We start from the raw sequence: 12,732 nt of genomic DNA on the forward strand, positions 1-12,732 counted from the left end.
CGTTAAACGCACCAGCGCCCATGGTACTGTGTCTCAAGACACGGGAGAGTCGGTCGCCGCCAGACCTGCACAGAACACGTGACGCTCACACCGAGCCATTCCCTCAAACGATCCAAGGTGGCGCGGGGTGGAGCAGCCCGGTAGCTCGTCAGGCTCATAACCTGAAGGTCACAGGTTCAAATCCTGTCCCCGCAACCAAACCCAAACGCCGAGAGGCCCGCCGCGCAACACACGCGACGGGCCGCTCGGCGTTCTAGGCCTATACAAACAAAAGCCCGCCCCGGTGAAAACCATGGTGGGCTTTTCGGCGTTCAATGGCCTCACACGGCTACCGCAACCAAGACGTGAAAAAGTAGATCAACAGGATGATGGGGATCGGGATACCGATCAGCCAAAGCAATCCGCCCTTCAACATCGACTGGTTCCTCCCTCACGATCTGTTGTTCATCAACGGCGTCGAGAGGAAAGCGGTTCCGCCTACAGCGTTTCGCGCTGAGGCTTGCCATTGCGCTCGTAATAGTACGGGATGGTCCGGTAGGGCGCGAAGCCTCCCTGGGCCTGCGCCTCAAGGTCGTCGAGGACGACCCGGGTAATCCGAGGCAGATCGAGAGCGCGCGCCTCTGCGAAGCTCACCCAGACGAGTTCCACCAGTTCCGCGTCGGGCGAGACGACGCCAGGGATCTCGTCGGCGATGGCAGTCCGGTCCGCCGCGAAGAAGCGGGTGTCGAACCGGCGCGGGCGGCCCGGCGGGGTGATCGCTCGGGCGACGAAGTGCAGGGCCTCGAGATCCGGAAGGATGGCGGCCTCGCGAAAGGCGCTCCAGGTGCCGGCCGGGGCGGTATCCGGGGGGCCGTAATCGCGGGTTCCGAGCAGGAGGCCGGTCTCCTCGTAGGTCTCGCGGATCGCCGCGAGGGCGAGCACGCGCCCGAGGCCTTCACCCCCCCGTGCGACCTTCACCGCCAGGGCGTCGTTGCAGCGCGCCGGCAGCGCGCCGGCCACCGGCATGTGCCGGTCGCCCGGTTCGATCCGGCCTCCGGGAAAGACGAACTTGCCGGGCATGAAGGCGAGGCTGGCATGCCGGCGCCCCATCAGAATCCGAAGTGCACGCTTGCTCCGGTCGAGCAGGATCAGGGTCGCGGCGTTGCGTGGTCTCAGGGCCGCCTTGCGGGCTGATGCCTCAGGCGGGACCGAATCCGGCCGCTCGGTCGGCGGCACGCCCGTCGGCTGGTCCATGCGGCCTCTCCTCGCCCTGCGGCCCCGTCGCCGCGCCCGGCACCGGTAGCGTGGCGAAGCCGTGCATGCCAAGCGCATATTGCAGCCCCACCACTGCGCCCTTCACCGGCTGCAGCAGCCCCAGCGATCCGAGCAGGGTGACGAGGGGCCAGAAGGTCAGCTGAAACCAGAGGGGCACGTCGTAATTCATCTCGGTCTCGAGGAGGAAGTACCCGACGATGTGACCGACGATGAAGATGACGATGTAGGGCGGCAGGTCGTCGGCCCGGTGATGCGACAGTTCAAGGCTGCAGACGTCGCAATGCGGCCGGACCTTGAGGAATTTTCCGAAGATGCGGCCCGCGCCACAATGGGGGCAGCGGCCGAGGAAGCCGCGTCCCAACGCACGCAGGAGCGGGGTGCGTTCGGCCTGGGCCGGCTCGACGGTATCGGTCATCTCGACTCCTCGCATGGCGCTCAGCCTAGACCCTTCGCCTCAGCGACGCGAGCCGCGGTGGCGCGACCCGGTATTGCGGATGCCGGCCGGCCGGCCAGGAGCGCCGGGCTTGCGAACCGAGCGGTTCGGCCCGGGGCGCGTTCCGCGTTCCGGCCGTGCCTGTCCCTCCGACAGCAATTCGAAGCGCAGTGCTCCGGCGACCGCGGCCGCCTCCACCAGGCGGACCTCGACCCGGTCGCCCAGCCGATGGGTCTCGCCCGAGCGCTCACCCACCAGGGCATGCTTGGCCTCGTCGTGCCGGTAATAGTCGGCCCCGATGGTGGAGATCGGCACGAAGCCATCGGCCCCGGTCTCATCGAGCTTGATGAACAGCCCGGAGCGGGTGACGCCGGAGATCTGCCCGGTGAAGGTCGCGCCGACCCGGTCGGCGAGGTGATGGGCGATGAGGCGGTCGATGGTCTCCCGCTCGGCTGCCATGGCGCGGCGCTCGGCCGCCGAGATCTGCTCTCCGATCTGGTCGAGGGCCGCCACGGACATCTCCGAGGACAGGCCGTCCGAGCCGAGGCGGCACGCGGTGATCAGGGCCCGGTGCACGATGAGGTCGGCGTAGCGCCGGATCGGCGAGGTGAAGTGCGCGTAGCGCCGGAGGTTGAGCCCGAAATGGCCGAGATTCTGCGCGGCGTAGACCGCCTGCGCCTGGGAGCGCAGCACGACCTCGTTGATGAAGATGGCGTGCTCGGTCTCGGCCACGGTGGCGAGGATGCGGTTGAACAGGGCGGGTCGCAGGATGCCCTCCTTCGGCAGCTTGATGCCGATGGAGGCGAGGACCTCGCCGAGCGCCCGCATTTTCTCCAGGGCCGGCTCGTCGTGCACCCGGTAGATCAGGGGTTGGCGCGCCTGCTCCAGGGTCTCGGCCGCCGCGACGTTGGCCTGGATCATGAACTCCTCGATGAGCCGGTGCGCGTCGAGGCGGGCCGGGACCACCACGCGATCGACCGCCCCGTCCGCCGTGAGCAGCACCTTGCGCTCCGGCAGGTCGAGCGCCAGCGGTCCGCGGGCGTCGCGGGCCCGGCGCAGAGCCTCGTAGGCAGCCCAGAGCGGACGCAGCACGGGCTCGAGCAGAGAGGCGGTGGTCTCGTCGGCGAAGCCGTCGATGGCGGCCTGGGCCTGGGCGTAGCTGAGCTTGGCCCGGGAGCGCATCATCACCCGGTGGAAACTGTGCCGGCGCTTGGCGCCCTCGGCATCGATCACGATGCGGACGGCCAGGGCCGGCCGGTCCTCGGCCTCGCGCAGGGAGCAGAGGTCGTTGGAGATGCGCTCCGGCAGCATCGGCACGACCCGGTCGGGGAAGTAGACCGAGTTGCCCCGCAGGAGCGCCTCGCGGTCGAGGGCCGAACCCGGGCGCACGTAGGCGGCGACGTCGGCGATGGCCACGGTGACGACGAACCCGCCCGGATTGGCCGGGTCGGGATCGGGGTTCGCCATCACGGCGTCGTCGTGATCCTTGGCATCCGGCGGGTCGATGGTCAGGAGCGGCACCTCGCGCCAGTCCTCGCGTCCGTCGAGGCCCACCGGCACCACGGCGTCGGCTTCCGCCAGGGTGGCAGCGGCGAAGACATGGGGGATGTGGTGGAGATGCAGGGCGATCAGGCTGATCGCCTTCTCCGAGCCGAGGGAGCCCAGGCGCTCGCGCACCCGGCCCTGGGGCAGGCCCAAGCGGCTCTCGCGCTGAAGGGTGACGCTGACGAGGTCGCCGTCGCGGGCGTCCCCCTCCTCGCCGGCGGGAATCGCGACCTCCCGGCCCTGCGCCCGCTTCTCGACGGGGATGATCCGTCCGCCCTGGGGGCCGGCGCGGAAGATGCCGATGATGTCGGACTTGTTCTTGCCCAGCACCTTGATGACGCGGCCGGTGTAGCGGCCCGGCTCGCCGGCACTGGCCTCGACCCGCATGAGCACGCGGTCGCCGATGCCCGGCGCCGGCTGGCCCGGGCGCTTCCCGCCGCGGGGCGTGGCGACGGTGATCTTCGGGGCAGCGCCGTTGCCGATATCCCACTCGGCGGGACTTGCCAGGAACTCACCGTCGCGGTCCCGGGCGGTGATGTCGGCGAGCACCACGGGCGGCAGGCGGCCGGAGGGTGCGAGGCCGCCGCGACCGCGGGCGATGGCGCCGTCCTCCTCGATCTCCTTCAGGATGCGCTTGAGGCCGATCCGGTCGGCACCCTTGATGTTGAAGGCCGAAGCGATCTCGCGCTTGCCGACCTTCTCGGTGGAGGCGGCGATGAAGGCGAGGATCTGCTCGCGGGAGGGAAGGCCGGCGGCGCCGGGATTGGGATTGATGCGTTTTGCCAAGGGATCCGGCTCGCTGCGCGGGCGCGAAGCCGTACGCGAAGAGGACGTGTCTCGCCGGGGGCGGGAGCGCGACCCGACGACAGGTCCTTAACATGGGCGCTGGACCCCGCCCCGGCAACGGCGTGGGCCCGGCCCTCAACATGGTTCAGCCGGTGGCGGCGGACTTCCGCAGGCGCTCGACCGCCGCATCGACGTCGAAGCCGGGCGCGGTGAGTTCGGCCAGGGTGAACGGACAGAGCGCTGGGAAGCCGAACTCCACCTGCGACTCGGCCGCACGATACTCGGGCGCCTCGGCCTCCCTGACCGCCAGGGTCCAGAAGCCCTCGACATTCAAGCCTGCGAGCTTGGCCGGTTCGGCGGCCAAACCCGCCTGACCCTGCCGGGCGGCTTCGCGCCAGAGGGCGCTCGCCCGGTCGTCCGACATCAGGGCGGCTCGCACGAGGTTGGCGAGGAGCGTACGAAGTTCCGTGGTGGTCTCGGACATGAGGGGCACTCGGCATGAGGAAATCGACCCGGACCCTGGGGCAAGGCTCGCGCCAGACCGGGTCCCGACGCGCCTCAGTAGGGCGTTCCCTTCGCCCGCCGGGCTTGCAGGGCCTCGGCGTACCAGACCAATTCGTCGAGGAAGCGCTTCGCCGCCTTCGGCAGCCAGTCGTCCTGGGCCGCACCGGCCTCGTCCAGGACCTTGCCGATGCGCGGGATCGGCAGGAGCGAGGGGATGCTCGAAGCGCCGAGCTCGGCCATCATCGCCCGGAGCTGCATCGCCGCGCGCACGCCGCCGTACTGGCCGGCCGAGTAGCAGACGATGCCGGAGGGCCGCCAGGAATACTCCTCCAGGAAATGGTCGAGGGTGTTCGACAGGGCGGGCGGGATCGCGTGGTTGTACTCGGCCGAGACGACCAGGAAGGCGTCCGCGCGCCGGTACAGGGTGGCCAGATCCTCGAGGACGGCCGGCGCCTCGCCCTTGGGGTATTCCTTGTACATCCGGTCGAGGAGCGGGAGCTTCAGCACCGCCGGGTCCACCAGCGGCGCCTCGAGGCCGCGGCTCTCCAGTTCGCGGATGACGAAGCGGGCGGCGCGCAGGCCCTGCCGGTCGGAGCGGACGGAGCCGAGAATGACGGGGACGACGAGGGACATGGGATGACCTCCGGGGGATGCCGTCCCTGGATACGCCCGGGTGGCGGCGGCCACCAAGCCCGCCGCCCGGACAGCCCTGTCGTCAGAACCGCGTCGTCAGCCGCGTGAGCCAGTCCGGGGAGGCGTCGACGAGGAGTGTTTCCAGCGCCTTGTCGGCGCCGAGCACGATCGCGAGCCCCGTCACCACGAGGATGAGGCCGAGGGCGACCTTGAGGCCCTTGCCGAGGCTCATCATCCGGTCGCGCCAACCCACCAGGGTGGCGCGGGACAGGGTGCCCAGGACGCAAAGGGGAAGGGCGGCCCCGAGGCCGAACAGGAACATGGTGAGGGCGACGGCGCCGAGGTCGTGTCCCTGGGAGGCCAGGAGCGAGGCAGCCCCGAGGGTCGGCCCGACGCACGGGCTCCAGACCGCGCCCAGGAGAAGGCCGACGCCGAACTGTCCCGAGAGGCCGGTGGTCGAGAGCCCGCCGAAGCGCGTCTCGGTCCAGTTGCTCAGCGGACCGGCGGCGACCGCGAGACGCGTCTGTGCCGCCGGGAGCATCAGCACCAGGCCGAGCAGGATCATCAGGATGGCGGCGCCCGTCCGGAAGATCCCGGTGTCGAGCCCGAGGCCGAAGCCGATCGTGGCCACGAACAGGCCGATCGCCACGAACGAAAGGGCCAGGCCCCCGGCGAGCGCCAGGGGCCCGAAGCGGTGCTCGGAGGCTGCGGCACCGAGGACCAGCGGCAGCAGCGGCAGCACGCAAGGCGAGAGCACCGACAGCAGGCCGGCGAGGAAGGCCAGTCCCAGGCTGGTGCCCACCGCGGCGTCCTAGAGCGTCTTCTCGACGAGACCCTCGATCCACTCGGGCTGGGTCTCGCCCACCGAGCGGCCGGTCTCGGTCTCGCCCTTGAAGGCGATCAGGGTGCTCTGCATGCGGGCATTGAACTGCCGCAGCACGTCCTTCCGGGTGTCGAAATCGACATCGAAGATGACGAGGTCCTTGAACCGGGGCTGCTCGGCGAGCGTGGCCAGGATCGGCTTCTGGGTCTTGCAGATCGGGCACCAGGGCGCGCTGACCTCGACGAGGATCGGCTTGCCCGCTTTCTGCGCGGCCGCGAAGGCCTCGGGCGTGAACGGCACCGGTTCGGCGGCCGCGGCCGGTCCCGCCAGGGCGAGGGGTGCGAGCGCCAGCAGGGCGAGAAGCGAGCGGCGGTACAGCATGGAAGGCTTAGCCTCGGCTTGGAGTGAATCGGGCCTCAGGGCCCTGCGCCGTCCTTGGCGCGTCGCGTCCAGATTTCGTCGGGGTGGATCGCCGCCGTGTCGTGCCGGTCCTGCCAGTCCTCGATCCCCTCCGGATACCAATGCACGTTGCGGTAGCCGAGATGGACGAGGCGCTTGCCGAGGTTCCAGCTGCCCCAGCAATCCGGGTGGCAGTAGGTCACGATCGCCCGGCCGCGGTCTCCCTGCGTCAGGGCCGCGATCCGTGCGGCGAGGGCGACCTGCTCGGGCGCCGAGAGGGTCCCCGATCCCGCCCCCGGCAGCCAGGTGCTCTCCGGGATCGCCCGGTGGATCGGCCGCCACAGGCGTCCGGCCGGCGGGTTCGGCGGCGTCGGGTCGGCCTCCGACACATCGATCAGCACGGCCGGCCCGGCCGCCAGGAGGGCGTCGAGCCGAGGCCCGTCCAGCACCGTGGCACCCGCGAGGGACTTGGGGGTGTAGCCCTGGAGCGCGCCCTCCCACAGGCCGGCGGGTTCGGGCACGTCGACCGGCGAATCCGCCGGGGCCGCCGCGGTCAGAACCGTGGCCGCCAGGCAAGCGACGAGGCAAGCGACCGAGAAAGCCGCCGCGGCGCGGCGGAGGCGCTCAGTTGCTGGCGACCGGTGCATCGAAGCTGTGCTCCCAGCGTCCGCCCTGGTTATCCTGCGTCACCACCGTGATCGGGCCCTTGCCCTCCGGCAGCATGGCGAAGTTGATCACCGGATTGGCCGAGATCGAGATATCGCCCTCCATCACGAAGACGTTCTTGCTGCCGTAGGTGACGCTGATCCGGTTGATGTAGCGCGCGGGCGTGTACTCGCGGCTGACCTGGTTCATCTGCAGGCCGGTGAAGTTCGGATGGCGGATCATCAGGGTCGCGGCGATGGGTTTGCCCGGGGCCGCATCGGCGAATTTCAGGCGCATGTCGCCCATGCCCTTCATCGCCTCCTCGTCGGTCATGCCCATGGGCGCCGAGCAGCCGCCGGAGGCCTTCACGAACTGGGTGGTCTGCACCAGCGCCCCGTCCTTGGTCTCCGCGACCGCGTGGACGTTGGTGTAGGTGTTGACCCGGATGCGCAGCTTCAGTTCCTCCGGATCGGCCGCGGGACCGAAGGTGAAGTGGGCGGCGAGGGGCGCCGGGTTGTCGTCGATGACGAGGTAGAGGCCCTTGATCCGATCCTTGTCGGCGATCGTCATGGTCAGGGGCACGAGGGAGGCGTCGTTGGCCCGGTCCGGCAGGTCCATCCGCACCAGTGGCTTGGCGGTCTCCACCGGACGATCTCCGAAGATCGATTGCTGCAGTTCCTTCCAGCGCGCGTCGCGCTCGGCGGCATCGTCGCCCGCGGCGGCCCAGGTGGTACCGGGCACGGCCAGGGCCGCGAAGAACAGGCCGGCGCTCAGGGCAGCGGCGCGGTGGGACATCCGCATGGCGTTTCACTCCTCGCACGATCGTGCAGGCCTTGCCGCGGAAGCGGCGGTCTTTGCAGCCTGCTTACGCCAAGGCGCCGGGAAAGTCCGAGATCGGATCGCCGTACGCGGAGATATCTTGCGCAAGTTTGCGTGACGAGGCGCCCGGCGCGTCAGGGTTCGCGATAGGCCGAGCCCTCTGCAGCCGTCGCCGGCTTGGCGACGTAACGGCCCTGCTTCGGCACTGCAATGCGGTCGAAATCCTGCGCCAGCGCGTCGAGGGCGCGGCGCAGCTCCGGTCCCTGGAGCGGGCGCCCATGCCCGGTGACGGCTCGCTCCGGCTTCAGGGCGGCAAGGATCTCGACGGAGTGCCGTGCTGCCGCCCAGTCGGTGGTCAGGTACATGGGCGGGCCGTGCAGCTCGGGCGCCTGCGTCGCCACCGCGTAGGCGGATTCCTGCGCCGTGGTCACGAAGGCGTCGCCAGCGATCAGGGTTCGGTCGCCCTCGCGCCAGAGGGAGACATGGCCGGGCGCGTGCCCCGGCGTGTGGATCCAGCGCCAACCCGGCATCGGCGGCACGCTGCCATCCTCGGGCAGCAGGCGCAGGCGCTTCGAGACGTCCACCGGGCGCGTCGGATAGAGCGGGGCGATCCGTGCCATCAGGCCGCCGCCGACGCTTGGGTCGGGCGTCGGGTAGGCGGCCGAACCGTCGAGGTAGGGCCGCTCCAGGGCGTGTGCGTAGACCGGCACGTCCCAGGCCTCGGCCAGATCCTCCAGCACGCCCACATGGTCGAAATGGCCGTGGGTGAGGACGATGGCGGAGGGCCGCGCCCCGGTGCCGTACCGCGCGGCCGCGGCAGCCTCGATCCAGCGACGCGAGCCGGGGATCCCGGCATCGATCAGCACCCAGCCCCGGTCCCCGGCATCCGGCGGCCCGGCCAGAATCACGTTGACCAGGGCGAGGCGGCGATAGGCGAGATCCTCGGCGACGGGATGGGTGCCGCCGCCCGCGCCGTCGCGATCCTCGAAGTCGCGGTCCGTGATGACGGCCTCGCGCGAGACCGGAACCTGCTGTGCCATTGGTAGTCTCCCGGGGTCGTCTTCCGACGTGCTGTGCTCTTCCGACGTGGTTCGCTCCGCGGCTCGGCCCCTTAGGTCAGCCCCGGAGCAGATGCAGGCTGAAGCCACCCTCCGTGCCGGCCCAATGCCGCACCGGCGTCCAACCGTTCGCGGTCGCCAGGGCCGCGAAGGCCTCCGGCGTGTACTTGTGCGAGGTGTCGGTGCGGATGCTGTCGCCGGGCGCGAAGGCGAAATCGGTGCCGTCGAGCCGCGCGGTGGTGGCCTGCTGCGCCACGAGGTGCGCCTCGACGCGGAAGGGGGCGTCGCAGAGCCGGACGGCTTGGGCGAAGGCGTCGGTGTCGAATTCGGCGCCGAGCTCCCGGTTCATCCGCACCAGGATGTTGCGATGGAAGGCGTCCATCAGCCCGTCGGCACCGCCATAGGCGACCCGCAGGATGTCGGGGTCGACGGTGGGGTCGGCACCCACGAGGAAGAGGCAGTCGCCGAGGGCGTCCCGAGCCCGGGCCAGGAAAGCGCCGGCCTCCGCGGGCGTGAAGTTGCCGATGCTGGTGCCCGGGAAGAATCCGAGGACCGGCCCGCCCCCCGCCGGCAGGGGAAGGGTGAACGGCTTGGCGTAGTCGGCGCAGACCGCCTGCATGGCCACCCGCGGGTAGTCCGGAGCCAGCCGCCGGATCGCCTCGGCGAGATAGTCGCCGGAAATGTCCACGGCGATGTAGGCCGCGGGCCGATCAAGGGCATCCAGGAGGGTGCGGATCTTACGGCTGGCACCGCTGCCGAACTCCACCACGGTGGCCCCAGGCCCCACGTCCGCCGCCACCGCGAGAGCCACCTCCGGCAGCAGCGTCATCTCGCGCCGGGTCGGGTAATAGTCGCGGGTGTGACAGATCCGGTCGAACAGATCGGAGCCGATCGCGTCCCAGAGGTACTTGCCCGGCAGCGTCCGCGGCTCGGCCGAGAGCCCGGCCAGGGCATCGCGCAGGAACTCGGCACGTTGGGACTCGGCGCGGTCGGACTCGGCGCGGTCGCATTCGGCAGGCTGCCGCTCTATCACCATGCTCATGCGCGCGTTGCCGTGAGGATCACGAGGGCGATGCGCTCGACCCCGGCATAGGCCGGGTCCTCCAACTCCTCGCCGTAGGCGTCGGGATCGAACTCCCGGTACTCCCATGTGAGCCCCGCCGCCTCGCACAGGCCGCCGGCGGCTTGGCGGAACGGGTCCTCGCCGTCGACGATCGCCGCGCCGGTGAACAGCACGAGGCTGCCGCCCGGGGCGAGGCGCTCGCGGGCCGCCTCGACGACGCGCAGCGAGAGCCCGGCGCCGAGGGGGCCGCCGCCGTGGCGATAGGCCCGTGCGCCGCGGTCGATCATGAAGGGCGGGTTCGAGACGATGAGGTCGAAGTCCCCTTGTACCGCCTGGAGCATGTCGCTCCGCTGCAGGTGGACGTTGCCGACCCCCGCCGCCGCGGCATTCACTTCGGCGGCACGCAGGGCGGCCGGGTTGATGTCGACCAGGCAGACCGCCGCCTCCGGTGCCCGCTTGGCGATGCAGATGCCGGCCGCGCCGGAGCCGCAGCCGATATCGACCGCACGCCGCACCGGTGTCGTCCGCTCGGCGAGGTGCGCGAGCACCCCCGAGACGAAGCGCAGGGTGTCGGGACCGAAGAACACCGCGTCGGCGGCGCTCGGCGGGTAGGCCGAGTGCAGGAAGAGCTCGCCATCCAGGCTGGAGAGCCGGACCGTCGGGCGCCATGCCGCGCCGTCTCGGGTCACGGCACCGGCCCGTTCGAGGGTGGCGAGGAGATCGGGCGGCAGGAGGTCGGGCGTGAAGGGCCGGCTCCAGCCGAGCACGTCGCGCAGGGTCTGCGCGCGTCGGTTCTCGGCCCGCGCGTTCACCCGGGCATGGGTGGCGGGGGTCACCGTGGTGAAGCCGTAGCCCGTCTCGCGCACCGCCCGCGTCAGGGCGAGCAGCGCCTCGGGCGCGACCTCGGGGAATGCGGGGGCGGCGCTGCGTGCTTCCATCCTCAGCCCTCCATGCCTTCGGCCACGAAGGCGCCGTTGCGCAGGGCGGCGATCACCTCGTCGCCGTCCCAGGCCGCCGGCTCGGCACGGCGCTGATACGGGCAGGTCCAATCGTCCGGCACCGCGCGACCGCTGAACTGGCGTGCGGCGGAGCGCTCGCCATGGTCGGCCAGCATCGGGTTCGCGGTTCCGGCCAGGGCGACGTCGCGGGCGACGATGCTGTCGCGCAGGCGTTCGTAGCGCCCCTCCGCCCGCAGGCGCTGGAACTGGTCGTGCAGGTTGAACACCAGGGCCGGGGCCGCGAAGCGGCGGGCGAGGCGGCTCGCCGCCGGATGCAGACCGACGATGAAGAAGCCTTCGCCCCCGAGGCTCACCGAGAAATGCGGGTCCTCCGGGTCGGCGGCGACGCGGGAATCATGCGGCTGGCCGAGCTGGCCGTCGCGGTCGGTGAGGGCCTGCACCCGCGTCCACAGGGCGGCCTCGAATCCTTCCTCCGAGTCCGGTGCCTCGCCGTCGAACAGCACCGCGAAGCTCTGGAACAGCTCCGGTGCCTGACGGTAGCGCCAGACGAAGGCCAGGAGGGCCGCGTAGATCCGGGCATCGTCGGCCGGGGTCCCGATGCCCCGGGCCACCACCAGGGTCATGCCCCCGCGCGACAGGGCCGATTTGGCGCCGACACAGGGAAAGGGGCGATGGCGAATGAAGTCCCGGAAGCGCTGAGCCAGGGGATGCGACGTGTCATCGGGAGGCAGAAGCATAGCAACTCGAAATCTCGACCATCATCATCGTGCTGCGATGCGTCGATGTCCGAATTCAGACACAAGCAAGACCAACCAAGTGCCTGACGAGGCGGTGATGGCGGCCTTGGCGATACGCCCGCAGCCTCAGATGAAGATCACCCGCGTGACCCGTGTTCCCTGCAAAACTGCCGCAGGACTGTGGATAACCACGCGTGTCGAGCGCGTCCTACCAGAGCGAGAATTCGGTGCCGAAATCCGTGCTCTTCAGCCGCTCACAGGTCTGCGGTTCCGCCTGGCAATTCGCCTTGGCCTTCAGCGTGAGGGTGCCGTCTGGACCTGTCTCGAAAGTCAGGAGCACCGGGGGCTCGTCGCCCTTGGTATAGACGAGGCTGACCTCGAAGCGGACGAAGTCGAAACGGTCACGGTCGGCGTACACGATGAGATCGCGCGAGACCGATTCGCCGGGATTCAGGTCGGAGGGTTCGCCCCCCGCTTCGGTGGCGCCGGCGAAGAGTCGGCCCTCGCGCAGGATCGCCTCACCGGGGCCCGTGAAGCCGTAGGCGCGCGCCGTGGTGGTGCGATCGGCGGGCGCGCGTTCGCCCGCTGGCGTGCCGCTGGGCGCCGCATCGAAGCGCACCCGCACCCCGGTGACGTTGTAGACGAGGCCGAGCACGCGTACGCCGGTCTGGCCGACGTTCTTGCGCGTCACGGTGGAGCGGATGGCCACGTGCCGGTCGCGCTCTCCTGCCCGAACGAGGCTCGTCGTCACCGAGACGGCGGGCGGCTCCAGGGCCGGCTTGATCCGGGCCTCATAGATGAAGGTGTAGACCGCCCAGGCGCCGGCGGCGAGGATCGCCAGGGTCTGCACCAGGGCATTGGAACGCTCCAGGCGGTCGCTCCGCTGGGCTCGGGGAGTCTGGTCGTCCCGCTGCATCTCGGTCCCGGTCTCCGCGTCGGGGCGGCAAGCGCGCCGGAGCCGCGAAGGTTCCGTGGGCCCGGTCCCTCCCGGACAACCGACGCCCGGACCGTTCGGCGCGGTATCGAGGCCGGCCCACGGAAACGCGAAACGCCGGAGCCCCTCGTGAGGCTCCG

Annotated in this window: 14 protein-coding genes and 1 tRNA gene; 1 reads left to right on the plus strand and 14 read right to left on the minus strand. The window is 70.6% G+C overall.

Annotation, left to right across the window (positions count from 1 at the left end; genetic code table 11):
- Nucleotides 1-121 precede the first annotated feature (121 nt).
- A tRNA-Met gene (locus AC0IY1_RS04095) sits at nucleotides 122-198 on the plus strand.
- 279 nt (nucleotides 199-477) lie between these two features.
- Here AC0IY1_RS04095 and AC0IY1_RS04100 read toward each other — a convergent pair.
- The 14 genes from AC0IY1_RS04100 to AC0IY1_RS04165 all read right to left on the minus strand — a co-directional run bounded on the left by AC0IY1_RS04100 (nucleotide 478) and on the right by AC0IY1_RS04165 (nucleotide 12,574).
- Nucleotides 478-1,233, minus strand: a complete 756-nt coding sequence (locus AC0IY1_RS04100; RefSeq protein ID WP_055955422.1) for an NUDIX hydrolase — start codon at nucleotides 1,231-1,233, stop codon at nucleotides 478-480.
- Nucleotides 1,178-1,669 carry a DUF983 domain-containing protein gene (locus AC0IY1_RS04105; protein ID WP_055955419.1) on the minus strand — a complete coding sequence of 164 codons (492 nt, stop codon included), beginning with the start codon at nucleotides 1,667-1,669 and terminating at the stop codon, nucleotides 1,178-1,180. The genes AC0IY1_RS04100 and AC0IY1_RS04105 overlap by 56 nt, the downstream gene beginning before the upstream one ends.
- Nucleotides 1,670-1,708: 39 nt before the next feature.
- On the minus strand, nucleotides 1,709-4,018 hold the full coding sequence (rnr, locus tag AC0IY1_RS04110; protein WP_055955417.1) for a ribonuclease R: 2,310 nt from the start codon (nucleotides 4,016-4,018) through the stop codon (nucleotides 1,709-1,711).
- A gap of 145 nt (nucleotides 4,019-4,163) precedes the next feature.
- Nucleotides 4,164-4,502, minus strand: coding sequence for a hypothetical protein (locus tag AC0IY1_RS04115; protein ID WP_055955414.1), 339 nt, complete (start codon nucleotides 4,500-4,502; stop codon nucleotides 4,164-4,166).
- 74 nt (nucleotides 4,503-4,576) lie between these two features.
- The gene (locus tag AC0IY1_RS04120; protein WP_055955411.1) at nucleotides 4,577-5,155 is read right to left on the minus strand and encodes an NADPH-dependent FMN reductase; all 579 of its coding nucleotides are present in this window, start codon (nucleotides 5,153-5,155) and stop codon (nucleotides 4,577-4,579) included.
- An 82-nt stretch (nucleotides 5,156-5,237) separates the two neighbouring features.
- On the minus strand, nucleotides 5,238-5,957 hold the full coding sequence (locus tag AC0IY1_RS04125; protein WP_055955408.1) for a cytochrome c biogenesis CcdA family protein: 720 nt from the start codon (nucleotides 5,955-5,957) through the stop codon (nucleotides 5,238-5,240).
- 9 nt (nucleotides 5,958-5,966) lie between these two features.
- Complete coding sequence (locus AC0IY1_RS04130; RefSeq protein WP_055955405.1) at nucleotides 5,967-6,359, minus strand: thioredoxin family protein; 393 nt, start codon at nucleotides 6,357-6,359, stop codon at nucleotides 5,967-5,969.
- Between the two features lie 35 nt (nucleotides 6,360-6,394).
- Nucleotides 6,395-7,024: a rhodanese-like domain-containing protein gene (locus AC0IY1_RS04135; protein ID WP_471767975.1), complete on the minus strand. Its 630-nt coding sequence runs from the start codon at nucleotides 7,022-7,024 to the stop codon at nucleotides 6,395-6,397.
- Nucleotides 7,002-7,817, minus strand: coding sequence for a quinoprotein dehydrogenase-associated SoxYZ-like carrier (locus AC0IY1_RS04140; protein WP_055955508.1), 816 nt, complete (start codon nucleotides 7,815-7,817; stop codon nucleotides 7,002-7,004). Before AC0IY1_RS04140 ends, AC0IY1_RS04135 begins: the two co-directional genes overlap by 23 nt.
- A 158-nt stretch (nucleotides 7,818-7,975) precedes the next feature.
- Nucleotides 7,976-8,881 (minus strand): MBL fold metallo-hydrolase, encoded by a 906-nt coding sequence (locus AC0IY1_RS04145; RefSeq protein ID WP_055955402.1) that lies wholly within the window; start codon nucleotides 8,879-8,881, stop codon nucleotides 7,976-7,978.
- Between the two features lie 76 nt (nucleotides 8,882-8,957).
- Nucleotides 8,958-9,935: an L-histidine N(alpha)-methyltransferase gene (gene egtD, locus AC0IY1_RS04150; RefSeq protein ID WP_055955398.1), complete on the minus strand. Its 978-nt coding sequence runs from the start codon at nucleotides 9,933-9,935 to the stop codon at nucleotides 8,958-8,960.
- A gap of 2 nt (nucleotides 9,936-9,937) precedes the next feature.
- Nucleotides 9,938-10,900, minus strand: a complete 963-nt coding sequence (locus tag AC0IY1_RS04155; protein ID WP_055955395.1) for a methyltransferase — start codon at nucleotides 10,898-10,900, stop codon at nucleotides 9,938-9,940.
- A 2-nt stretch (nucleotides 10,901-10,902) separates the two neighbouring features.
- Nucleotides 10,903-11,658 carry a guanitoxin biosynthesis heme-dependent pre-guanitoxin N-hydroxylase GntA gene (gene gntA / locus AC0IY1_RS04160; protein WP_103708751.1) on the minus strand — a complete coding sequence of 252 codons (756 nt, stop codon included), beginning with the start codon at nucleotides 11,656-11,658 and terminating at the stop codon, nucleotides 10,903-10,905.
- Nucleotides 11,659-11,866: 208 nt separating this feature from the next.
- Nucleotides 11,867-12,574 (minus strand): hypothetical protein, encoded by a 708-nt coding sequence (locus tag AC0IY1_RS04165; RefSeq protein ID WP_471767978.1) that lies wholly within the window; start codon nucleotides 12,572-12,574, stop codon nucleotides 11,867-11,869.
- Between the last annotated feature and the right edge of the window lie 158 nt (nucleotides 12,575-12,732).

This window comes from Methylobacterium sp. AC690 (assembly GCF_979256535.1).

Bases quoted from the DNA above. Each gene is read 5' to 3' on its own strand.
- AC0IY1_RS04130 (WP_055955405.1), bottom strand. From the start codon at position 6,359: ATGCTGTACCGCCGCTCGCTTCTCGCCCTGCTGGCGCTCGCACCCCTC.
- AC0IY1_RS04115 (WP_055955414.1), bottom strand. From the start codon at position 4,502: ATGTCCGAGACCACCACGGAACTTCGTACGCTCCTCGCCAACCTCGTG.
- AC0IY1_RS04145 (WP_055955402.1), bottom strand. From the start codon at position 8,881: ATGGCACAGCAGGTTCCGGTCTCGCGCGAGGCCGTCATCACGGACCGC.
- AC0IY1_RS04165 (WP_471767978.1), bottom strand. From the start codon at position 12,574: ATGCAGCGGGACGACCAGACTCCCCGAGCCCAGCGGAGCGACCGCCTG.
- AC0IY1_RS04105 (WP_055955419.1), bottom strand. From the start codon at position 1,669: ATGACCGATACCGTCGAGCCGGCCCAGGCCGAACGCACCCCGCTCCTG.
- gntA (WP_103708751.1), bottom strand. From the start codon at position 11,658: ATGCTTCTGCCTCCCGATGACACGTCGCATCCCCTGGCTCAGCGCTTC.
- AC0IY1_RS04135 (WP_471767975.1), bottom strand. From the start codon at position 7,024: ATGCACCGGTCGCCAGCAACTGAGCGCCTCCGCCGCGCCGCGGCGGCT.
- AC0IY1_RS04100 (WP_055955422.1), bottom strand. From the start codon at position 1,233: ATGGACCAGCCGACGGGCGTGCCGCCGACCGAGCGGCCGGATTCGGTC.
- egtD (WP_055955398.1), bottom strand. From the start codon at position 9,935: ATGGTGATAGAGCGGCAGCCTGCCGAATGCGACCGCGCCGAGTCCGAC.
- AC0IY1_RS04120 (WP_055955411.1), bottom strand. From the start codon at position 5,155: ATGTCCCTCGTCGTCCCCGTCATTCTCGGCTCCGTCCGCTCCGACCGG.
- AC0IY1_RS04140 (WP_055955508.1), bottom strand. From the start codon at position 7,817: ATGTCCCACCGCGCCGCTGCCCTGAGCGCCGGCCTGTTCTTCGCGGCC.
- AC0IY1_RS04155 (WP_055955395.1), bottom strand. From the start codon at position 10,900: ATGGAAGCACGCAGCGCCGCCCCCGCATTCCCCGAGGTCGCGCCCGAG.